This is a genomic window from Terriglobia bacterium (assembly GCA_020073185.1).
Classification (GTDB): Bacteria; Acidobacteriota; Terriglobia; order Terriglobales; family Acidobacteriaceae; genus JAIQGF01.
This window is the reverse complement of sequence record JAIQFT010000025.1, coordinates 1-20,133: the sequence shown is the minus strand read 5'-3', so window position 1 is coordinate 20,133 and position 20,133 is coordinate 1. Positions and strand designations below refer to the sequence as shown.

19 protein-coding genes are annotated in these 20,133 nt (G+C 62.6%); 9 read left to right on the top strand and 10 right to left on the bottom strand.

Going from position 1 to position 20,133, the window contains the following annotated elements; translation table 11 throughout:
- Positions 1-67 precede the first annotated feature (67 nt).
- From LAN64_10885 to LAN64_10870, 4 genes are all read right to left on the bottom strand, one after another.
- Entirely contained in the window at positions 68-769 is a 702-nt protein-coding gene (locus LAN64_10885; GenBank protein MBZ5568340.1) for a DNA-3-methyladenine glycosylase, read from the bottom strand.
- 64 nt (positions 770-833) lie between these two features.
- Entirely contained in the window at positions 834-1,052 is a 219-nt protein-coding gene (locus tag LAN64_10880) for a hypothetical protein (GenBank protein MBZ5568339.1), read from the bottom strand.
- A gap of 44 nt (positions 1,053-1,096) precedes the next feature.
- The gene (locus tag LAN64_10875) at positions 1,097-1,528 is read right to left on the bottom strand and encodes a hypothetical protein (protein MBZ5568338.1); all 432 of its coding nucleotides are present in this window, start codon (positions 1,526-1,528) and stop codon (positions 1,097-1,099) included.
- A 14-nt stretch (positions 1,529-1,542) separates the two neighbouring features.
- Positions 1,543-1,851 (bottom strand): DUF2089 domain-containing protein, encoded by a 309-nt coding sequence (locus LAN64_10870; protein ID MBZ5568337.1) that lies wholly within the window; start codon positions 1,849-1,851, stop codon positions 1,543-1,545.
- A gap of 287 nt (positions 1,852-2,138) precedes the next feature.
- Between LAN64_10870 and LAN64_10865 the strand changes: the two genes are divergently transcribed.
- Positions 2,139-3,089: an EamA family transporter gene (locus tag LAN64_10865; GenBank protein MBZ5568336.1), complete on the top strand. Its 951-nt coding sequence runs from the start codon at positions 2,139-2,141 to the stop codon at positions 3,087-3,089.
- 56 nt (positions 3,090-3,145) lie between these two features.
- A complete protein-coding gene (locus LAN64_10860; protein ID MBZ5568335.1) occupies positions 3,146-4,636 on the top strand; it encodes a B12-binding domain-containing radical SAM protein in 1,491 nt (496 codons plus the stop codon).
- A 199-nt stretch (positions 4,637-4,835) separates the two neighbouring features.
- Here LAN64_10860 and LAN64_10855 read toward each other — a convergent pair whose 3' ends face one another.
- Positions 4,836-6,683 (bottom strand): methylmalonyl-CoA mutase family protein, encoded by a 1,848-nt coding sequence (locus LAN64_10855; GenBank protein ID MBZ5568334.1) that lies wholly within the window; start codon positions 6,681-6,683, stop codon positions 4,836-4,838.
- A gap of 234 nt (positions 6,684-6,917) precedes the next feature.
- Between LAN64_10855 and LAN64_10850 the strand changes: the two genes are divergently transcribed.
- Positions 6,918-7,301 (top strand): hypothetical protein, encoded by a 384-nt coding sequence (locus LAN64_10850; protein MBZ5568333.1) that lies wholly within the window; start codon positions 6,918-6,920, stop codon positions 7,299-7,301.
- A gap of 22 nt (positions 7,302-7,323) precedes the next feature.
- Here the strand turns inward: LAN64_10850 and LAN64_10845 are convergent, their stop codons facing one another.
- On the bottom strand, positions 7,324-8,124 hold the full coding sequence (locus tag LAN64_10845) for a glycosyltransferase family 2 protein (GenBank protein ID MBZ5568332.1): 801 nt from the start codon (positions 8,122-8,124) through the stop codon (positions 7,324-7,326).
- Between the two features lie 162 nt (positions 8,125-8,286).
- Complete coding sequence (locus LAN64_10840) at positions 8,287-10,350, bottom strand: TolC family protein (GenBank protein MBZ5568331.1); 2,064 nt, start codon at positions 10,348-10,350, stop codon at positions 8,287-8,289.
- Between the two features lie 233 nt (positions 10,351-10,583).
- On the opposite strand from LAN64_10840, the gene LAN64_10835 reads away from it, so the two are divergent.
- On the top strand, positions 10,584-11,393 hold the full coding sequence (locus tag LAN64_10835; protein ID MBZ5568330.1) for a tRNA pseudouridine(38-40) synthase TruA: 810 nt from the start codon (positions 10,584-10,586) through the stop codon (positions 11,391-11,393).
- Between the two features lie 116 nt (positions 11,394-11,509).
- The gene (locus LAN64_10830) at positions 11,510-13,081 is read left to right on the top strand and encodes an aldehyde dehydrogenase family protein (protein MBZ5568329.1); all 1,572 of its coding nucleotides are present in this window, start codon (positions 11,510-11,512) and stop codon (positions 13,079-13,081) included.
- A 39-nt stretch (positions 13,082-13,120) separates the two neighbouring features.
- On the opposite strand, the gene LAN64_10825 is transcribed toward LAN64_10830, so the two are convergent.
- On the bottom strand, positions 13,121-14,434 hold the full coding sequence (locus tag LAN64_10825; protein ID MBZ5568328.1) for an APC family permease: 1,314 nt from the start codon (positions 14,432-14,434) through the stop codon (positions 13,121-13,123).
- A gap of 183 nt (positions 14,435-14,617) precedes the next feature.
- On the opposite strand from LAN64_10825, the gene LAN64_10820 reads away from it, so the two are divergent.
- The 4 genes from LAN64_10820 (at position 14,618) to LAN64_10805 (ending at position 19,412) form a co-directional block, all read left to right on the top strand.
- Positions 14,618-14,968: a hypothetical protein gene (locus LAN64_10820; GenBank protein ID MBZ5568327.1), complete on the top strand. Its 351-nt coding sequence runs from the start codon at positions 14,618-14,620 to the stop codon at positions 14,966-14,968.
- A gap of 87 nt (positions 14,969-15,055) precedes the next feature.
- On the top strand, positions 15,056-16,309 hold the full coding sequence (locus LAN64_10815; GenBank protein MBZ5568326.1) for a LeuA family protein: 1,254 nt from the start codon (positions 15,056-15,058) through the stop codon (positions 16,307-16,309).
- Positions 16,310-16,428: 119 nt separating this feature from the next.
- A complete protein-coding gene (locus tag LAN64_10810) occupies positions 16,429-17,697 on the top strand; it encodes a M20/M25/M40 family metallo-hydrolase (GenBank protein ID MBZ5568325.1) in 1,269 nt (422 codons plus the stop codon).
- Positions 17,694-19,412, top strand: a complete 1,719-nt coding sequence (locus LAN64_10805; GenBank protein MBZ5568324.1) for an amidohydrolase — start codon at positions 17,694-17,696, stop codon at positions 19,410-19,412. Before LAN64_10810 ends, LAN64_10805 begins: the two co-directional genes overlap by 4 nt.
- Positions 19,413-19,481: 69 nt before the next feature.
- On the opposite strand, the gene LAN64_10800 is transcribed toward LAN64_10805, so the two are convergent.
- Both LAN64_10800 and LAN64_10795 read right to left on the bottom strand, forming a co-directional pair.
- Complete coding sequence (locus LAN64_10800; GenBank protein MBZ5568323.1) at positions 19,482-19,850, bottom strand: hypothetical protein; 369 nt, start codon at positions 19,848-19,850, stop codon at positions 19,482-19,484.
- Positions 19,851-19,884: 34 nt separating this feature from the next.
- Positions 19,885-20,133, bottom strand: a 249-nt coding sequence (locus tag LAN64_10795; protein ID MBZ5568322.1) for a hypothetical protein, incomplete at its 5' end; no start/stop codon positions are given.

Sequence of the window (20,133 nt, the reverse complement as noted above, 5' to 3'; positions counted from 1 at the left end):
GCCGCAAGGGCGCGCCTAGGAAGCACAGCGTCATGTGCCGCAGTGCCGGTCCGAGGCCTAACCGCAACTAAGAAGCGCTCGCCTTCTTGGCTTTCGCATTCCTCCGTGCCCTCTGTGGCTGAGTTTTTTCCGCAGGCTTGTCCACCGAGCGCCACAGGTACCAACAGGCCAGCGAGCGGTAGGGCTTCCATTTTTCCGAGAACTTTAAAATCTGCTTCGGCTTGGGGATTTTGCGCTTGCCGTAAGCCTTGCAGATCGCCATGTTGATGCCAAGATCGGCGGTGGGCATCACGTCGAGGCGGCCCAGGGCGAAGATGAGGAACATCTGCGCCGACCAGACGCCAACTCCCTTGACGCGCGTCAGGTGCTCGATGACGTGCTCGTCGGACATGTTGGGGAGGCTGGCGAAGTCCACGTCGCGGGCGATGGTTTTTTGCGCCAGGTCGCGAATGTAGCTGAGCTTCTGGCGCGAGAGGCCGCAGGCGCGCATCTGTTCTTCGCTGAGCGCGAGCACCGATTCGGGCGTGATTCGGAAGCCGCCGTAGAGAGAGCGCTCGGTGTCCTGGCCGCCGACGGCCTGCTCGCAAGCATTTTGCAGGCGCTGATAGATGGTGCGGGCGGCGGCGCCGGCGAGTTGCTGAAAAACGATGGCGCGGACCATGGCTTCGAAGGTGGCGGGGCGACGATCAAGGCGGAAGGGGCCAACCCGGGCGATGATTGAGGCCATGACGGGGTCGGACTTCTTCAGGTGGTTGATGGCGTGACGCATGACGGAATTATAGATTTCCCGATCCGAGCTTCAGATTCGGCGGGGTGGTAAAAACTTGTAAAACCTAGCGGGCCGATCGTCCGCCGACCGCCGCCAGCACCACGCCGCCCATGATGAGCGCGATCGAGGCAGGAAGGGGAATGCGTTCCGAGGTTTGGGTCTGCACGCCAATCCGAGCGCCGCCGATCTTTATGCCGCTGCTTTGGCGTTGGGGCACGCCGACGAGCAGGGAAACGACACCCAGCACGATCATCAGAATGCCGATCACGAGCAAAGTGCGCATGTCAGCCATCAGATGCCCGGCTTCTCACGCGCGCTGCTTGTCCGCTACTCGCAAAAAATCCTGACCTTCTTGCCGTCGCCCTTGTCCACATCCAGGTTGAGTTCCTCGAAGACCTTGTCGGTCACGTCATCCCACTTGCCGGTGTGGAGACGCACCCGGTCGAGGTCAATGCCGCGCTCCTTGAGTTTCTCCGTCACGCTGGCGGGAAGTACGCCCGCCAGCGACATCCCGGCGCGCGCAAAGGCCAGCGGCAAACGGATGTTCACCTGCTTCCGCCCCGGTTCGTCCACCACGACGCGCAGGAAACGCATGCGGTGCACGAAGCGTCCTCTGTCCTGTGCAGCCGAGACGTCGGGCTGGCTTCCTTCGGCAGTCGCGGAGGAAGCCCGGAGTTTTTCCAGAAGCTTATCCGCATCAGCGGCGGTGATCTTGCCTTCAGCGAGCATGTCGAGCACTTTGCGGGTTTCCAGCGACATAGCGATTCCTTTCTTTAATTCATGCGTTCCAGGGCTTCCTCGACGGTGATCTCGCCGCGCGCCAGTTGCTCCAGGACGTAAAGGTTGGGGGACGGCGCCTCGAAGGTCTTGTCGAGGGCGGCGCCAATGGCATTAAGACGGTTCTTGACCGTGGGATAGCTGATATCGAACAACTCTTCCATCTTCTTGATCGAGCCGTGGTGGCGTACGAAGGCGATAACAAAGGCCTGGTCGTCGGGCGAAAGCCTGCCCAGCGGCGGAACCTCGAACTCACCTTCCAGTGACATCCGGCAGTTCGGGCAAGCCACGCGGTTGACCGTCATGGCTTGCTTGCACTCGGGGCAGGTGGCATTAGATATATTCGTCACTTAATATTTTAAAAACATAAGTAACGTACATATACTAATTAAGTTTGTCAATATTAAACTTGATTAAACTAATATCGTCATCACGGCTTGCCTCAAAACGGCGGATAGACAATTCGAGCGGCATGGCTGCAGCTCCCCCCAGCTGAAAAAGCCTGCATCAGGCTCACTCCACCTGACATCAGGAAACGTTGGCAGTTTGCGGTTGCCTGTCCTGAGCGTTTTCGGGGCTATCAAGGGCTGGTATGAACCGGAGTGGCATGCACGGACGGCCGAAACCCGCGTTGCTGATCCTCGCGTTTGTCGCCATCTACGTAGTCTGGGGCTCCACCTACCTGGGCATCCGCGTGGCCATCGAGAGCATTCCCCCTCTGCTCATGATGGGAATCCGGCACCTGGCAGCCGGCACACTACTGTTCGCCTATCTGCGGTTACGTGGCGAGGCAGCGCCGCCGCGATTTGCGTGGAAACCGGCGGTGCTGGCAGGCGCGCTGTGCTTTCTGGGTGGACACGGATTGCTGGCGTGGGCGGAGCAGCGGGTATCGTCGGGGATGGCGGCCCTGCTGGTTTCCCTGGAGCCGGTGATCATGGTGCTGCTGGCGCGCCGGGCGAAGCAGGAAGGCAGGATCTCCGGCGGTACTTTGGCCGGACTTGCCTTTGGGATCGCCGGCGTGGCCGTGCTGATGCCCATTGATGCTAAAGGCGAGATGATCGCCACTGCGGCGCTGCTGCTGGGCGGCGTGCTCTGGTCGGTGGGCGCAATTTACGCGCGCGGAGCGGTTTCAGGCGTCTCCTCGGGCATGTACTCAGCGATGCAGATGCTCACTGGGGGCGTACTGCTGCTCGCCGTGGGCACGGGCTTGGGCGAGCGGGTGCAACTTGGCAGGATCACGCCGCGATCCGTGCTGGCGCTTGGCTACCTGATCGTGTTCGGTTCCATCATTGCATTCAGCGCGTACACGTGGCTGATGCGGGTGAGCACCGCCGCTCGGGTCGGCACGCACGCTTATGTCAATCCAATCATCGCCGTATGGTTGGGGTGGGCGCTGGGCGGGGAAGTGGTGACGGCGCGAATGCTGATTGGAGCGGCCATTGTGCTGGCGAGCGTGCTGTTGGTGAATCAGGCAGAGAGTGGGAAGGCGGTTGCGCTCGGTTCACAGCAGCAAGAGGCGGAAGCGGAAGCGGCGGCGGACTGAGGTTCTGACAGAAAGTACTTTACATTACAAAGTAGTCTGCCGTAATATGGCGGGCCATGAAGGTGAAGCTCATCCTGCCCGCCCTGACGGAGGCGACCAGCCCCCTGTTCCGGCCGATCAAGTACTCGCTGTTCCCGCCGCTCGGATTGGCGACTCTGGCTGCTTATCTCCCCGATTCCTGGGACGTCGAGTTTGTCGATGAGCACGTTCAGAAGTTGCGGCTGGACGATGCGCCGGACCTTGTCGTCATCCAGGCTTACATCACCTCGGCATACCGCTCGTACATGCTGGCCGACCTCTACCGCAGGCGGGGCGCGTTCGTTGTCCTGGGCGGCCTGCACGTCACCTCGCTGCCTGGCGAGGCCGCTGAGCACGCAGACGCCATTTTTCTCGGGCCCGGAGAAGATACGTGGCCTCAGTTCCTACGCGACTTTGCCGGCGGGCATCACCACAAGCGCTATGAATCCGGGGTGCGCACGCTGGCCGGCGTGCCGCGAATACGGCGTGAGTTGATCAAGCGTCACCTGTACCTGGTGCCGAACTCAATCGTGGTCTCGCGCGGCTGCCCGCACGTGTGCGACTTCTGCTACAAGGAGGCATTCTTCCGCGGCGGCAGATCGTTTTATACCCAGACGGTGGATGACGCGCTGGCGGAGATCAGCCGCCTGCCCGGCCGTCATCTCTACTTTCTGGATGATCACCTGTTCGGCAATATGCGCTTCGCGTCAGCGCTGTTCGACGGCATGCGCGGCATGGGAAGGTTGTGGCAGGCGGCGGGGACCGTGAATTCGGTATGGACGCCCGGCTTGCTGGAGAAAGCAGTAGCGTGCGGGCTGCGCAGCCTGTTCATCGGCTTTGAAACGACCAATCTGACCAACCTGCGCGCGCAGCGCAAACTGCAGAATTTCGCGCGCGACTACGGCAAGACCATTCGCCGATTGCATGATCATGGCGTGATGATTAACGGCAGCTTCGTGTTCGGCATGGACGGGGACGATGGCGACGTCTTCCAGCGCACGATTGGCTGGGCGGTGGAGCAGGGAATTGAGACGGCGACTTTTCATATTCTGACACCGTATCCCAGTACGGCGCTGCACCAGCGCATGTTGGCAGAAAAACGAATGCTTCACAGCAACTGGGACCTGTACGACACGCGGCATTGCGTGTTTCAACCGGCGAAGCTCTCGCCAGAGGAATTGGAGGCCGGGTATTGGAGAGCGTATGAGCAGTTCTACCGGTGGGGGTCAATTCTGCGGGGCGCGTGGTCGAAACGGGAATGGAAGGGACGACTGCGGCATTTCGCCTATTCGGCAGGATGGAAGAAGTTTGAGGGGTTGTGGAATTTCATCATTAGGGCGAGACAAGTCGGCCGAATGTTGCCGCTGCTGGAGACGATCCTCAGCGAGCGCGCGGGAGAGGAGACTGCGCGCGATTCACGATCCGAAAAGGCGGATGAAGCGAAGAGGGCTGTCGCGGTGGAGGAATTGAAGATTGCAAATTTCAGATTTGAGAATGAGTGCCGCGCCTCCGGCGCTCGTGGGTCATGATTCGCAGCCATCCCACCGCTGCCGCGGTGGGCTAACGAATTCCCCCGCTCCGCGGCTTCGGCGAGACGATTGTGAAATGTCGACCTTCACCAGATCATCCCATTACTAAATCAGCCGATCACCAGATCATCCCATCACCAGATCATCCCATCACCAGATCATTTCATCACCAGATCATCCGATCACCAGATCACCCGATCTACGTGATGCTGGCTTCCTCGTAGATCCCGTAAACCTGTTTCAGCGCTTCGCAGATCTCGCCCACGGTGGCGTAGGCGCGAACGGCTTCGATGATGTAGGGCATGGTGTTGGCATCGGAGATCGCGCCGTCGGCCTTAACTTGTGGTTCCTCGGCGGCGGCTTTCTTCAGCGCGTCGAGGCGGCGGCGGACTTCGTCGTTGCTGCGGCGTGCGCGCAATTTCTTCAGCTTGTCGGTTTGCTGCTTCTCCACCGAGTCATCGATGTAGAGAATCGAGGGCGATTCTTCCTCAATCGTGAAATCGTTAACCCCAACGATGACCTTCTCGCGCTTTTCCACGGCGCGCTGATACTGGTAGCTGGCCTCGGCGATTTCCTTCTGCGGATAGCCGCGCTCGATCGCCTTCACCATGCCGCCCATCGCGTCGAGCTTGTCAAAGTAGTCGAACGCGCCCTTTTCCATGTCGAGGGTGAGACGTTCGAGGAAGTACGAGCCGCCCAGCGGGTCAATGGTTTGCGCGACGCCGGTTTCGTAGGCGATGATCTGCTGGGTGCGCAGCGCGATGCGGGCGGCGTCGGCGGTGGGCAGCGCGAGGGCTTCATCGTGGGCGTCGGTGTGCAGCGACTGCGTGCCGCCCAGCACCGCCGCCAGCGCCTGGATAGCGACGCGCGCGATGTTGTTCATCGGCTGCTGCGCGGTGAGCGAAACGCCGGCCGTCTGGGTGTGGAAGCGCAGCAGGCGGGTGCGCTCGTGCTGGGCGCCGAAGCGGTCCCTCATCAGCCGGTACCAGATTTTCCGGGCGGCGCGGTACTTGGCAAGCTCTTCGAAAAAATCGCTGTGCGCGTTGAAGAAGAAGCTGAGGCGCGGCCCGAACTCGTCCACGTCGAGGCCGCGGCGGCGCGCCCACTCGACGTACTCAGCGCCGTCGTAAATGGTGAATGCCAACTCCTGCAGCGCGGTGGAGCCGGCCTCGCGGATGTGGTAACCGCTGATGGAAATGGTGTTAAAGCGCGGTGTGAACTTGCTGCCGAACTCGAAGGTGTCAATCACCAGGCGCATGCTGGGCGCCGGCGCATAAATGTATTCCTTCTGCGCGATGTATTCCTTGAGAATGTCGTTCTGGATGGTGCCGGAGATTTTCCTCCAGTCGGCTTTCTGCTTCTCGGCGACGACCAGGTACATCGCCCACAGCACCGAGGCGGGCGAGTTAATGGTCATGGAGGTAGTGACGTTCTCCAGGTCAATGCCGTGGAAGAGGATTTCCATGTCCTCGAGCGAATCGATGGCGACGCCGCACTTGCCAACCTCGCCCTCGCTGCAGGGGTGGTCGCTGTCGTAGCCCATCAGCGTGGGCAGATCGAAGGCAACCGACAGGCCGGTGCCGCCGTGGGTGAGCAGGTACTTGTAGCGCTCGTTGGTTTCTTCCGGCGAGGCGAAGCCGGAGAACTGGCGCATGGTGAAAAGTTTGCCGCGATAGCCGGAAGCGTGAATGCCGCGGGTGTAGGGCGGCTGGCCGGGGTAGCCAAGGTAGTCGTCGTATTTCCAGTCCTCGGGCAGGTCGGCCTGGGTGTAGAGACGGCGCACGGGGTAACCGGAGATGGTGGAGTAGCGGGCGCGACCGTGCTCGTCGAGATTGATGCCCGAGGGTGCGCCGATGGGCTTCTCCGGTGCTTTCTCGAAAGTCTTCGCCAGCGCGGTCTCGGCCCACTTCCTCTCGGACTGCGAGGGATGCCGGTCAGTGAAAACGTCGGCTACAGGAGACTCTTGCACCACAACATGCGCGGCATCGGCGCGTGCTGGTGACCCCGCCTTGGCAACCTGCTCGTCCGTGCGCTTGGTGTCAGCCATAGGTTTGATTCAAACAAACTAATCATGATACAGAGATGCGTCGCGGGGTCGCAACACAGTCCTGAGTTTCAAAGAGGGTCAAACTTTTTCCTAAAGGTGGCAAGAGATTGCCCACGCTGGTGGCAAGTCCTGGTCCGCACGCGCCCGGAGGCAGCCTGTTCTCAACTACTTGCGAAGCTGTGATATGGCGCTCAGGTTGCGAAGTCATAGGGTTAGGGTAACGGCGAGGTGCCAATGGCGGGGTTCCTGGAACGTGAACCGGTGGACGCGAAGAGCCCGTGGGCGCGTGTGATGGTGCTCCTGACCTGTCTGGTCATGGTGCTGGTCGTGGCACAGCAAGGCGGCACCATTGACAAGCAGCGCAATCTCATTCAACTGCTGTGGGACGACAGTAAGCAACTGACCAGAATCCGGATCCAGGAACTCGCCAAGAAGCGGGAAAAGATTCACACGACCGATCCGCACTACGGCACACCGGCCCCTAATGCCCCTGCCGACACCCCGAAGGCTCCTGACAGCAAGAATGCTCCTGAAAGCAAAGCCGCGCCCGCACCCAAGACCGATCCGACGCCGCCGGCGCCACCGCCGAAGCCCGCGCGAGTCCTTTGGCGCACTTGAATCGCCAGCTCCGAAAATGCCGCTAAACGCCTTTGCGACGTGAGAGTTCCCAGGCCTTGGCGTATTTCCAGCTTACGTAGGCTGAATGATACAGGTGTAGCAACAGGCCCTCGCGCCCGTCGAGAAACCCGCACCGCACAACATAGTTGTAAACGAACGTGGCCAGCGGATTGACGATGATGTTCACTACGTCGAAGCCGTGCGGGCGCTCCGCGTTGATGTGCTCGGCCTGCATCGAGGAGTAGTTGTTCATGTGCGCGATGTAGCCGCGCAACGTGGGATAGGCGTAGTGCAGCATCGCGTGGCGCAGGTTGGCGGTAGGGCCGGTGACCCGGATCGTGGGATGAGCTCCGTGTTCCACCCACTGTCCGGCGCCACGGCGGATCAGGCGCAGCTTGCGGTCGGGATAGAAGCCGCCGCGCTGAATCCACCGACCGAGAAAGAAATTCTTGCGCGAAATCCAGTAGGCGTTGACCTGGGGATCGCGCTCCAGCAATGTGCGAATCTCGTCCGCCGCCGCTGCTTCCAAAGGCTCGTCGGCATCGAGCGAGAGCACCCAGTCGGAGGTCGCCTTGTCGAGCGCCGAATTCTTCTGTCCGGCAAAGCCCTTCCACGGTTCACGATAAATTCTCGCTCCGGCAGCAGCCGCTATCTCCAGCGTGCGGTCGGTGGAGCCGGAATCCACGATAATGATCTCGCCCCCGAGGTCACGCAGCAGTCCCGCCACGCTTTGCAGCGTGCGCGGAAGGTTTTCCTCCTCGTTCTGCGTGATGATGACGACCGAGAGGGTCACGGGGGAATTTAACCACAGAGGCCAGTCCATTGCCGAATTGCCGAATTTTCAAATTGCCGAATTGAAAAGCCGCGATGCGACCGGTTCTCGTTCGCTTCCAGGCAATTCTGCACTTCGGAAAACCGGCAACAAAAAAGGCCGGGCTCCTTACCCGGCCTCGCTAACTCCTAACTCCTAACTGCTAGCTCCTGCCTACTTCAGTTCCGGAGGGACCGGACTGTGTGGCGGAGGCGGTTGCGCCGGGGGCTGTCCGAGCGGACTAGCCTGGCCCGGCGGCAACGGCTGAGTATAGGGCTGTTGCGGGGTAATCGGCGGCGCCTGCGGATTCTGGCTGCGCGGCACCACACCCGGCACATTCGGAGTTTTCTTGACCTGTGCGGTTTCGGCGTCAGCGACATCAATGCCGAGATGCGTCAGCGTCAGGCCGGTGGCGCGGTCTACCTCAACGCGGGACTTCTCGTAGGCGGCGCGCGCTGCCAGCAGGTTCGAATCCGCCTGGGCCAGGTCGCGCTGCGACTGCAGCACGGCGTAATTGGTGGAGGCGCCCAGCAGATATTTCTTCTGCTCCGCGTCCAGGCTCTCGGCGGCCAGCTTGGCGCCGGCGTCGGCGGCCTCGACGCGCGCCCGGTTCTGCTCCAGCGCATACTGCGCGTTTCGCACCTCGATGCGAATCTGGTTCTCGAGCTGCTGCAACCGCATCTGCGCCTGGCTGTACTCCAACTCGGAGCGCACCTGGTCGGCCTGCGCGCTGCGGTTGCGGAGGGGGATCGTCAGCGTCAGCCCCATGCCCTTGTCGGGCGCGGTGGAGTCAAACAGACTTCCGAAAGTTGAACCGTAGCCCACGGTCGGAATGCTACCTGGGGGACAGACGGCGGCGGGACAGAACGGATTTTGCACGCCGCCCAGGGCCGACGAGCCGTAGAACGCGAAGAGGTCGAGCGTGGGCAGCAGCGCGCTGCGCGCCGCTTTCTTGTTGATGTCGCGGTTGGTGAGGTCAATGCGCGACTGCGCCAACTCCCAGCGGTGCGCCAGGGCGTCGTTGACCAGCTCCTGGATGGGGGTGACCGGCTCGGAGGCTGGCATCACCATTGTGTCGGTTGGGATCACTTCCGATGCGGCCAGCGCCGGGTCCTGCAGGTTGCGCGAAAGCGCGTTCTTGGTCAGCAACTGCTGCAACTGCAGCGCCGTTTGGCTGACGATCAGGTCCTGCTTGGCGGAGGCGACCGCGCTCTGCGAGCGCACGATCTCGATCGGCGCCAGGGTGCCGATCTGCACCTGCTTTTGCGTGTCGGACAGCAACTGGTTCGCCAGCCCCAGCGACCGCTCTTTCACCCGCACGTCTTCATAGGCCGTGACCAAGTCCCAGTAGATGTTTTGGATCTGGGTCACGGTCGAGATCACCTGGCCGCGGAAGGCAACGTCGGCGATCTCGCGGCTGTTCTTGGCCATGCGGATGAAGCGTAGGTTGGGTGCGATGCCGAAGCCTTGCAACAGGTGCTGGCTGACAGTCAGGCGGAAGCTGCTGTTGAGCACCGGGTTCAGACTGGTGCGGATGCTGTTGGTGGTAACGCGGGAATTGTTGAACCCCACGCTCATGTTGGTGCCGGTGGCGAATCCCTGATTATAGGAGAAGTCCGCGGTACCGGTGTTCTGCGAGAGGTCGGGAACACCAGCGACGACGGTGTTGGATTGTGGGAACACCGCGCGCTCGATCTGCAAAGTGCCGGTAAGGAACGGGTCGAACGACGGCACCGTTGGTCCAACGCCGGTGGTGGAGGTGACCAAACCGCCGGTGCCAGTGCCCGCGCCGCCGGCCGCGCTCGTAGTGCCGCCGGCGCTGGCGCCCGAAGCGCCGCTGCCGAAGCCGCCGCCGCCGCCGCCGGGCGTCCCTTGTACCAGGCCGGTGGCCACGCCGCGCGCCGCCGCGCCTGCCTTGGTGCGCAGGATGTCGGTGTCGGCGATGTCGAGGTTGTAGCGCGCAATCGCCAGGTCGAGGTTATTTTCCAGCGCCAGCGTGATGGCGTCGTCCAGCGACAGCGTCAGCTTACCGTCCTTGATCAACTGGTCAATGCGCGGACTGTTGGCGAAACGCGGGGGAGCGATGCTGCGCCCTTGATACGGCGCGATGGGGTTCGGCAATGGCGGTTGGCCCTTGGAATAATCGGTCCGTTGCGCCCACCCTGGACAAGTGATGACGGCCAGGAATGCCAGCATCAACAGCTTGCCGCGAAACACAAAAAAAGACCTCGAATGCATGCGCTCTCTCCAGTAAGTCGTAAGTCAGTGCTGTGCGATAGACTGCCGGGGGCCCCAATCGTCAACCGTTGATACGCAAATGCCCCGCGGCGGGTTCAAAAAACTGCCAGCGACTGCCTCTGCAGTTCGCAGAAACGCACTAGTATAGCCGACGCGGTACGGCCCACCGCAGTTGGCTTGAGTAAGATTTTGTAAACACCGGCGCGGCATGTTAGATGCTGTGCGGCCGCACAATGCGCAACCTCAAAATCACCCTCGCCTACGACGGCACCGATTTCTACGGCTGGCAGGTGCAGCCGGATCGCCCGACCATCCAGGGCACGCTGGCCGATGCGCTGCGGCGGATCAGCGCCGAGAGCGTGATGCCGCAAGGCTCGGGCCGCACCGACGCCGGAGTGCACGCGCTCGGGCAGGTGGCGTCGTGCGCGATTGCCTCCTCCATTCCGGCGGCGAATTTGGTGGTCGCGCTGAACGATGTGCTGCCGGCGGCGATTCGGGTGCGGCGCATCGAGGAGGCGCCGGCGGAATTTCATGCCCGCAAGTCGGCGCGTGCCAAGAGTTACCAATACCGGATTTTTCGTGGCGACATTTGCCCGCCGTTTCTGGCGCGCTACGTTTACCATCATCCGTACCCCCTGGATCAGCAGGCAATGATTGCGGCGGCGGCCGAGATTGTCGGCGAGCACGATTTCACATCGTTGGCGGCGGTTGATCCGGAAAAACGAGAGGAACTATGTGGGCCCGGTCTCCGACCGGGCTACACGGGTCAAAGACCCGTGCCACATGAGCAGGAATCCTCCAACGTGCGCACTGTCTTCTGCTCGCAGTGGCTGCGCGCGGGCGATGAGCTTGTCTACACCATCCGCGGACGCGGGTTCCTGCACCACATGGTGCGCAACCTGGTGGGCATGTTCTTGTTGATCGGGAAGGGAAGCTTGCGCGCGACCGACATCGCACGCATTTTGCAGGCGCGCAACCGGTCGGCGAACCCCGGGGCGACCGCGCCGGCCAGCGGGCTCTGCCTTATCTCGGTCGAATATTGACCGCGGACTTACACGGATTCACACGGATAAAAGCGGAACTAATTTCCGATCCGTCTTATCGGCGGGGATCCGTGGTTCCTTTTTCTGCTGAGTCCATCTAAGCTAGTCTGCGAACAATGGCCACCGATGCACAAATCGCCGCCCGCCGTTTGCTTGCTGTAAATCCGGCCACCGGCGAGACTTTGCGCGAGTTCGAGTGCGCCGCCGACGCCGCGGTTGTTGCCGCGGTGGAGCGCGCGCGAGCGGCGCAGCCCGCATGGGACGCCGCCGGCGTGTACCATCGCATCGAGGTCATCCGCCGCTTCCAACGGCTTCTGCACGCGCGGAAGGAAGACGTCGCGCGCCTGGTGACCTCGGAAGCCGGTAAGCCGTATGTGGAATCGATGTTGAGCGAAGTTGTCTTAGTGCTCGACTCGGCGCGCTTTTCCACCGAGCAGGCGCCGGAATTGCTGCGCGCAGAACCGGTGCCCCACGGCAATCCGATCATGAAAGCCAAGGCCGGGCGGCTGCTGCGGCGTCCGCACGGCGTGGTCGGTATTATCTCGCCATGGAATTTTCCCTTCTCGACTCCCGGTGGCGAAGTGCTGGCCGCGCTCGTGATGGGCAATGCGGTCGTGCTCAAGCCTTCCGAGCTCACGCCGCTGAGCGCGCTGGAACTGAAGTCGCTGCTGACGGCAGCGGGCGTGCCGGACGAGGTTTTCCAGGTCGTCATCGGCGACGGCGCGACCGGCGCGGCCCTGATCGCCTCGCCCATCGACAAACTGATTTTCACCGGCAGCGTTTCCACCGGACGCCGCGTCGCCCAGGCTTGCGCGGCGCGACTGCTGCCGGTCGTGCTCGAACTCGGCGGCAAGGACCCGATGCTCGTCCTCGATGACGCCGACCTGGACGTCGCCTCCAGCGCGGCGGTATGGGGCGCGTTCTTCAATGCCGGACAGGCATGCTTGTCGGTGGAACGCTGCTACGTGCATCGCAACCTGCACGACCGTTTCCTCGAACTGTGCGTCGAGAAAACAGGCAAGCTGAAGGTCGGCAACGGCGCCGATCCCTCCACCGACATCGGGCCGATGATCCACGAGCGGCAACTGCGTATCGTCGAAGAGCAGGTGGATGACGCGGTCGCCAGCGGCGCGCGCGTGCTGGCGGGGGGCCGCCGCCTGACCGAGATAGGCGCAAATTTCTATGCGCCGACAGTGATCGCGGGGGTTGAGCACTCCATGCGCATCATGCGCGAGGAGACCTTCGGGCCGGTGCTGACCATCATGGCCTTCGATTCCGATGACGAAGCCATCCGCCTGGCCAACGACTCCGAATTCGGTCTTGCCGCCAGCGTGTGGACAAGCGATCGCCGCCGCGGCGAACGGCTGGCGGCCCGCATCGCTGCGGGAACGGTGCTGGTGAACGATGCGGTGATCGGCTTCGGGATCAGCGAGGCGCCGCATGGCGGCGTCAAGTGCAGCGGCATTGGGCGCACCCACGGGCGCGTCGGCCTGGAAGAAATGACCTGGGTGCAGTACCTCGATTCCGACCGCCTGCCGCGCATGAAAAAAACCTGGTGGTACGGCTACAACCCCGACTTCGCACGACAGATGGAAGCCTTTACCGACTGGCTGTTTGCGCCCCGCGTGCTGGCCCGCGCGCGCGGAGCCCTGCGGTCGTCGGCATCGCTGTTCCGGCGGCGTTTGTGAACCGGCAGCAACGCGGCAATCGAACTCAGATCTCGCAACCTACAACTCGGATCTCGCCGCTCGTTTCCTCGCCCACACCCACGTTACCAACCCGACCAGCAGCGTAACTGCGAGCACCACGCCCGCGCCGCGCTGGATGCGCGTCGCGATCACGCCCATGAAGGCGAGCGCGAGCGCCGCGAAAAGATTGCCCGCCGGCAGGCGAAAGGCATCGGCGTGTGGATGCTTTCTCCGTAGTGCCGGAAGGGCGGCGGCGACAGCGCCGTAAACGAAAACCCGCGCCAACACCGAGACGATCGCGTTCCAGCGAAAACTTCCGGCGATGGAAAAACCCGCCACCAGCACCGCGAACAGCACGATGGATACGTAAGGCGTGCGGAAACGCGGGTGCACGGCGGCAAACCAGGCGGGAAAATCTCCCTGCTCGCCCATCGCGAAGGTCAGGCGCGGCGCGTGCAGCAGGTTGGCGCTGAGATAGCCGTAAATCGAGACCAGTGCCCCGGCGGCGACCAGCGATGCTCCCACCGGCCCGAGAAAGCGCTGCGCCGCGTCGGCCGCCGGCTTGGCGCTGGCGGCCACGTCCGGCACGATGTGAATCACGACGTATTGCAGCGCGACGAACACCAAGGTAGCAGTTGCGATCGAGACCGCGAGTGCGAAGGGTGCGTCGTTGCGCGGGTCTCGCGTCTCGCCGGAAACCAGGAATGCGGCTTCGAATCCGGCGTAGGCGTACACCATCAGGATGAGACTGTCGAACCAGTCGCTGGCTCTGGGCGAAACCGGCGGCGTCGTCACGCGGATTGCCGGGTGCAAGGCGAGCGCCGCCAGTCCGCCGGCGATCAGGAAAAGCAGCAGTCCGAGTTTCGCGACGGTGAAGACGTTGCTTACCTGCGTGCCGCCGCTTACCCCGCGGTAGTTCACCACCGCGAGAAATGAGATCAGCGCCGCCAGCACCAGCGCGCGCGTCAGCGGGGCCTCCACCGCGGGAACGAACTGCGTGAGGTAGGAGACGAACAGGTCGGCAACCGCCGAAGTGGCCGAGATGCGCGACAGCCACATCATCCAGCCGATCTGGATGGCGACGAACGGCCCAAACGAGGTGCGAGCGTAAAGGTAGGGCCCACCCGCCTCGCGGAATTGCGACGCGACCTCGGCCAGGCACGCGGCGATAATCCCCACGCCGGCGGCGGCGATCAGGTAGCCCGGCACGCTCAACCCTCCCAGTCGCGCTGCCAGCAGGGAGGGGACGCCGAACACGCTAGCGCCGATGATGGTGTTGAACATCAGCGCCGCCAGGCTCCAGCGCCCGATGGCGCGCACCAGGAGTTTGTCGTGCTTCGAGGGTCCGTGCATGCCTGTTTTAGTGGTCCGAAGTCGGTGGCCCGCAGTCCGGTACTCCATCTGAACAACCGACCCCAGACTACGACTAACCGCTTGTGTGACGGCAGTGACTACAACAGTCTTCCTTCTCATCCGAGTTATCCAGTAAAATAGCGTGTTTTCATTCACAATGTGGCAGTTCACGAGGTATCGGCCTTGGCGACCACCGAAAAGACCCCGGACGCGGCACAACCCGGCAATTTTCCGCAGCTTGCGAAACACAAGATCAAGGTGAAAAAGCCCGGGCAGCGCTCCTGCAATGAGAAGGACGCGAAGGGCAAACTCTGCGGCGGCCACCTGAAGCACTGGTTCTACATGAGCGACGTGCTGGAAAAGGCCTGCGGGGATGTGGAGCAGGCGTTCGGTCCCGACGCCGAGATCTACCGCTGCGAGCATTGCCGCACGCTGTACCTGCCCAATGCGCAGGACCCCAGCGGCCTCAACGTCGCCGGGCGCGGCATGATTTCGACATTTGGGCTGACCCTCCCGCCCAAGGACTCAAAGTAAACGCTGTTGTTGAGGGCCGGATTCAAGGTATAAAACCGGCATACGGGGCCGCGCTTCGCGGGGAAGAAGCATGCATCCAAGTACACTATCGTGAATTGTTCTGACCTGATTTACGACTGGAACAACGTGCCGGGGCCGGAGTTCAAGCCCAGCGGGCCGGTGCTGCTCAACGACGAATCGCTGCGCGACGGCCTGCAATCGCCCTCGGTGCGCGATCCTTCCATCGCGGAAAAAATCGAGATCCTCCACCTGATGGAGGCGCTGGGCATCAACTCGGTCGACATCGGCCTGCCCGGCGCCGGCCCGCGCGCGGTGGAGCATGCCACGGCGCTGGCACGCGAGATCGTCAACCACAAGATGAGGATCAAGGCGAACTGCGCGGCGCGCACGCACGAGAACGATATCCGCCCCATCGCCGAGATCAGCCAGAAGACCGGCTTGGAAATCGAGGCCGCCACCTTTATCGGCTCCAGTCCCATCCGCCGCTACACCGAAGGCTGGAGCGACGACTTCCTGCTCAAGACCACGGAACGAGCGGTGAAGTACGCGGTGTCGCTCGGCCTGCCCGTTATGTACGTGACCGAGGACACAACCCGCTGTGACCCGGAGACCGTCCAGCGCCTTTACTCGACGGCCATCGATTGCGGGGCGCGGGCCATTGTCATCTGCGACACTTGCGGCCACGCCACGCCCATGGGCGCGCTTCACCTGGTGCGCTTCATCGTCAAGGAGGTCGTGGTCCCGTCGGGCATGATGATCCGCGTGGACTGGCACGGGCATTGCGATCGCGGCATGGCGCTGGCCAACTCCATGGCGGCGCTGATGGGCGGGGTGCACTGCGTGCACGCCTGCGGGCTGGGCATCGGCGAGCGCGTCGGCAACACGCAGATGGACCAGATGCTGGTCAATTTGAGGCTGATGGGAATCCCGCCCTGGAACGGCCAGGACCTGTCCCGGCTGAAGGAGTATTGCCAGGCGATCGCGCACGCCACCGGCCTGCCCATCCCACGCAATTATCCCGTGGTCGGCGACGACGCCTACCGCACCGGCACCGGCGTGCACGCGGCCGCGGTGATCAAGGCGTACAAGAAGAATGACGTCGAGCTCGCCAACAACGTGTACTCCGGCGTGCCTGCGCATTATTTCGGGCTGGAGCAGATCATCGAGATCGGGCCGATGAGCGGCAAGTCCAACATCACCTTCTGGCTGGGGCGCCACGGCCTGCAAGCGACCGACGAAATCGTGGAGCGCATCTTGCAGCGCGCGAAGCGATCCGACCGCATGTTGACGGAAAACGAAATCCTGGAGTGTTGCCAGTCGCCGGTGTCCACCACGCACTAGAGAGTTAGAACTAAAGATTGGCACAGCTCCGCGCAGAGAGAGGACTCGACCAATCTTCCGTCTGCAGTCTGAAATCTGAAATCACGCTCGCGCGTTTAGGGTAATATCCAGCTTTCGCCATGGCCAACGTCCCTTCTGCCGCGGAGTCCCGAACCTCGGCGCAAATCTCCGCCACGCAACAAGTGGAGCGGATTGCGGCGCTGGCGCCGGTGGAAGCCGCCGCCGCCTGGTTTCTCGCCCACGAAGAGCAGCTCATCGCGCGACAGATGGAGGTGACGCGCATCCCCGCCCCGCCGTTCGGCGAGTCCGCGCGCGCCGAGTGGCTGGCGGCACGTTTCCGCGAGCTCGGCCTCGAAGACGTGCACATCGACGACATCGGCAACGTGATCGGCATCCGACCCGGGCTCGCGACCCAGAACGAGCCCAAGTACATGGCGATCACCGCGCACATTGATACCGTTTTTCCCGCCGGCACCGGCTTGAATATGCGCCGCGAAGGCAATCGCCTGTACGGCCCCGGCGTATCGGACAACAGCGCCGGCATCACCGCTCTGCTGGCGCTGGCGGGCGCGCTGGGCCATGCCGACATTCGCACCGAATGGCCGCTGGCGTTCCTCGGCAATGTCGGCGAGGAGGGAGAAGGCGATGTGCGCGGCATGCGCTACCTATTCGCCGAGCCGCGCTGGCGCGACGCGATCGCGGCCACGCTCGTGCTCGACGGCGCCGGCACCGACACCATCGTCACCGAAGCGCTCGGCAGCAAGCGGTTCCTGGTAACCGTCTTCGGTCCCGGCGGTCACTCCTGGAGCGACTTCGGCACGCCCAATCCGATCGTTGTTCTGGCCCGCGCGATTGACCAGTTTTCGCGCACGCCCGTTCCCGCCTCGCCGAAAACCGCGTTTAACATCGGGGTGATCACCGGCGGGACCTCGGTGAACTCGATTCCCGAGTCGGCCAGCATCAAGGTGGACATTCGCTCCGTCGCGGGTGAGCAAGTGGAACGCCTGGAGCGCGCGCTGCGTGACTCCATCGAGCGCGCCGTCACGCAGGAGCCGCGCCCCAACTTCGGCGGGCGCTCGCCGAGCGGACTTTCCGCCGACATCAAGCTGATCGGCAGCCGTCCTGCGGCGCGCCTTAACTCCGACAGCCCGATGCTCGCGGTGGTGCAGGCGGTGGACGCGCTGCTCGACAATAACGCCCGCCTGCAACGCGCCTCCACGGACGCCAATATTCCGCTCTCGCAGGGCCGCGAAGCGGTGGCGATCGGCGCCGGCGGCGCGGGCGGCGGCGCGCACACGCTGCACGAGTGGTACGACCCGACGGGACGAGATCTCGGCTTGCGGCGCATTCTGCTCATCGCGCTTGCGGTGGCCGGAGTTGGGGAATGAAAATCGTGGTCGTGATTCTGCTGCTCACCGCAATGAACCTGCACGCACAACACAGCAAGGGCGACCCCCCCGACCAGATATTCCTCGACGGCAACATCTACACCGGCGCGGAGGAAGGCCTCGGTGGCGCACCCGCAAAGGTTTTTCCGCGCGCGCAGGCAATTGCGGTGCGCAACGGCCGCATCATGGCCGTAGGCGCCAGCGAGGAAATCCGCAAACTGAAAGGCCCGCACACGCAGGTGATTGATCTCGGCGGGCGTTTCGTCATGCCCGGCTTCAACGACGCGCACCTGCACCTCGCCAACGGCGGCTTCGAGAAGCTGAACGTCGAGTTATCCGGCATCAAGTCGCTTGACGAGATGAAGGCACGCATCGCGGAACGCGTGAAGACTGCCGAGCCGGGCGAATGGGTCGTGGGCCGCGGCTGGGACGACACTAAGTGGTCGGTGCAGAAAATTCCTACGCGCCACGACCTCGATGCGGTCACGGGCGATCATCCTGGACTCTTCATCCGCACCGACGGCCACATGCTGGTCGCCAATTCCGCCGCCCTGAGAATTGCGGGGATCACCCAGCACACGCCGGATCCGCCCGGCGGCCGCATTGATCGCGACGCTCACGGCGAACCTGCGGGAGGCATGCGGGAAACCGCGCAAAACCTGGTGCGCAGCAAAGTGCCGCCGCCGACGCCGGCGCAACGGCGTCGCGGCGCGGAACTCGCGCTGCAGGAAGCGGCGCGCTACGGGCTCACCTCGGCGCAAGACAATTCGCAGTGGGAAGACTTCCTCGCCTACGTCGAACTGGAGAAGGCCGGCAAGCTGACACTGCGCATTTCCGAGTGGCTGCCGTTCCCGCAACCGCTGGACCTGCTGGAGCAGCGCCGTGTCTTCCACTCGCCGCAGGACCCCATGCTGCACACCGGCATGTTGAAGGGCTTCATGGACGGCTCGATTGGCTCGCATACGGCGGCCATGCTGGCGCCGTACACGGATGAGCCCGCAAACTCCGGCCTGCCGCAGTTCGAGCAGGCGGCGCTGGACCGGATGGCCTCCGAGCGCGCCGCCGCCGGCTTCCAGATGGGCTTCCACGCCATCGGCGATCGCGGGGTCGCCATGGCGCTGCAGGCCTTCGCCACGGCTGAGCGATACGTCGAAGAAAAGAATCGCAACGCGCCGCAACTGCGCCGTCTGGGCGGCTTGCGCTTACGCATTGAGCACGCGCAGGTGGTGGCGCCTGACGACTTTGCGCGCTTCCGCCAGCTGCAGGTCATCGCTTCCATGCAGCCCAACCATTTGCTGACGGACATGAATTGGGCGGTCACGCGCATCGGAGCGGAGCGCGCCAAACATTCCTACGCGTGGAATGAATTCCTGCGAAATAGCGTAGTGCTGGCCTTCGGCACCGATTATCCGGTGGAACCAATTACGCCGTTTCGCGGGCTGTACGCGGCGGTCACGCGCAAGAATGAGGCAGGCACTCAGGAATACGTGCCGGAACAGAAGATTTCGATTGATCAGGCTATTGCCGCTTACACCAGCGGTGCTGCTTACGCCGAATTCGCCGAGCGAGAGAAGGGAAGGCTTGCACCAGGATTTCTCGCCGACTTGGTGGTGCTGGACCGCGACATTACAAAGGTCGCACCAGCGGAGATTCTGCAGACAAAAGTGCTGCGCACGGTGGTGGGCGGAAGGACGGTGTACGAAGGCGCTAAATAGGGTTCGAATGACAAATCGGCACTGCCCCCTCGGCCTCGAATTCATGAAATTCATTCTCGGAGCGATTTGTCACTCGATTGCCGTCTTTTCTGCTGCGATTACTGTCTGGCATTGAGCAATAACCTTTTTGGTGGTTGGCTCCGTGCGAATATTGTCACGATTGAAATTGCTGCCAGCAGCCGCCTCTACTACTCCCGCTGCACGCCCAATCAGTTCATCGCACTTGGCGGAATCCCATAATGCTGTCAGGAGCGGCTTGCAGTAGTCCTCCATTTCGCGGGAGTTCATAAACTTGGGAAACTGTGCTGGGTTCCCGAGAAGGCGCACCGCGAGAAGGATGTGGAATCGAGCAGGTTTGCACTTCCGCTCCAATTTACCACTGCGAAACAGATATTCCAGCTTGTAGTAAGCAAATGCGGCGGTATAGTACGGCTCCATCCGGTGACCCTTGCCAAAGATCTCCTTGCCAACCTTATCCTTGCAAAGCTGAGTAGTTTCGCGTTGTTCTGTGCGCCTCCTGTAGGAACATCGCGGCGAAAGCTTTAATAACGTTAGGCTGGGTAATAACACGAGTCTTTTCAATCCCTAGCAGCCCGTGGTGTAAGTAGCTGAATTTCGGCACGGGCAGCGGCGTACTCGGTTGCGTGAGTTCGCCAAGTTTTTCGCGCGGGACATCGAGATTCCACTTCTGCACGGCCGATTCCGATCTTCCCGGCGCGGG

Bases quoted from the DNA above. Each gene is read 5' to 3' on its own strand.
- LAN64_10885 (MBZ5568340.1), bottom strand. From the start codon at position 769: ATGCGTCACGCCATCAACCACCTGAAGAAGTCCGACCCCGTCATGGCC.
- LAN64_10880 (MBZ5568339.1), bottom strand. From the start codon at position 1,052: ATGCGCACTTTGCTCGTGATCGGCATTCTGATGATCGTGCTGGGTGTC.
- LAN64_10875 (MBZ5568338.1), bottom strand. From the start codon at position 1,528: ATGTCGCTGGAAACCCGCAAAGTGCTCGACATGCTCGCTGAAGGCAAG.
- LAN64_10870 (MBZ5568337.1), bottom strand. From the start codon at position 1,851: ATGACGGTCAACCGCGTGGCTTGCCCGAACTGCCGGATGTCACTGGAA.
- LAN64_10865 (MBZ5568336.1), top strand. From the start codon at position 2,139: ATGAACCGGAGTGGCATGCACGGACGGCCGAAACCCGCGTTGCTGATC.
- LAN64_10860 (MBZ5568335.1), top strand. From the start codon at position 3,146: ATGAAGGTGAAGCTCATCCTGCCCGCCCTGACGGAGGCGACCAGCCCC.
- LAN64_10855 (MBZ5568334.1), bottom strand. From the start codon at position 6,683: ATGGCTGACACCAAGCGCACGGACGAGCAGGTTGCCAAGGCGGGGTCA.
- LAN64_10850 (MBZ5568333.1), top strand. From the start codon at position 6,918: ATGGCGGGGTTCCTGGAACGTGAACCGGTGGACGCGAAGAGCCCGTGG.
- LAN64_10845 (MBZ5568332.1), bottom strand. From the start codon at position 8,124: ATGGACTGGCCTCTGTGGTTAAATTCCCCCGTGACCCTCTCGGTCGTC.
- LAN64_10840 (MBZ5568331.1), bottom strand. From the start codon at position 10,350: ATGCATTCGAGGTCTTTTTTTGTGTTTCGCGGCAAGCTGTTGATGCTG.
- LAN64_10835 (MBZ5568330.1), top strand. From the start codon at position 10,584: ATGCGCAACCTCAAAATCACCCTCGCCTACGACGGCACCGATTTCTAC.
- LAN64_10830 (MBZ5568329.1), top strand. From the start codon at position 11,510: ATGGCCACCGATGCACAAATCGCCGCCCGCCGTTTGCTTGCTGTAAAT.
- LAN64_10825 (MBZ5568328.1), bottom strand. From the start codon at position 14,434: ATGCACGGACCCTCGAAGCACGACAAACTCCTGGTGCGCGCCATCGGG.
- LAN64_10810 (MBZ5568325.1), top strand. From the start codon at position 16,429: ATGGCCAACGTCCCTTCTGCCGCGGAGTCCCGAACCTCGGCGCAAATC.
- LAN64_10805 (MBZ5568324.1), top strand. From the start codon at position 17,694: ATGAAAATCGTGGTCGTGATTCTGCTGCTCACCGCAATGAACCTGCAC.
- LAN64_10800 (MBZ5568323.1), bottom strand. From the start codon at position 19,850: ATGGAGCCGTACTATACCGCCGCATTTGCTTACTACAAGCTGGAATAT.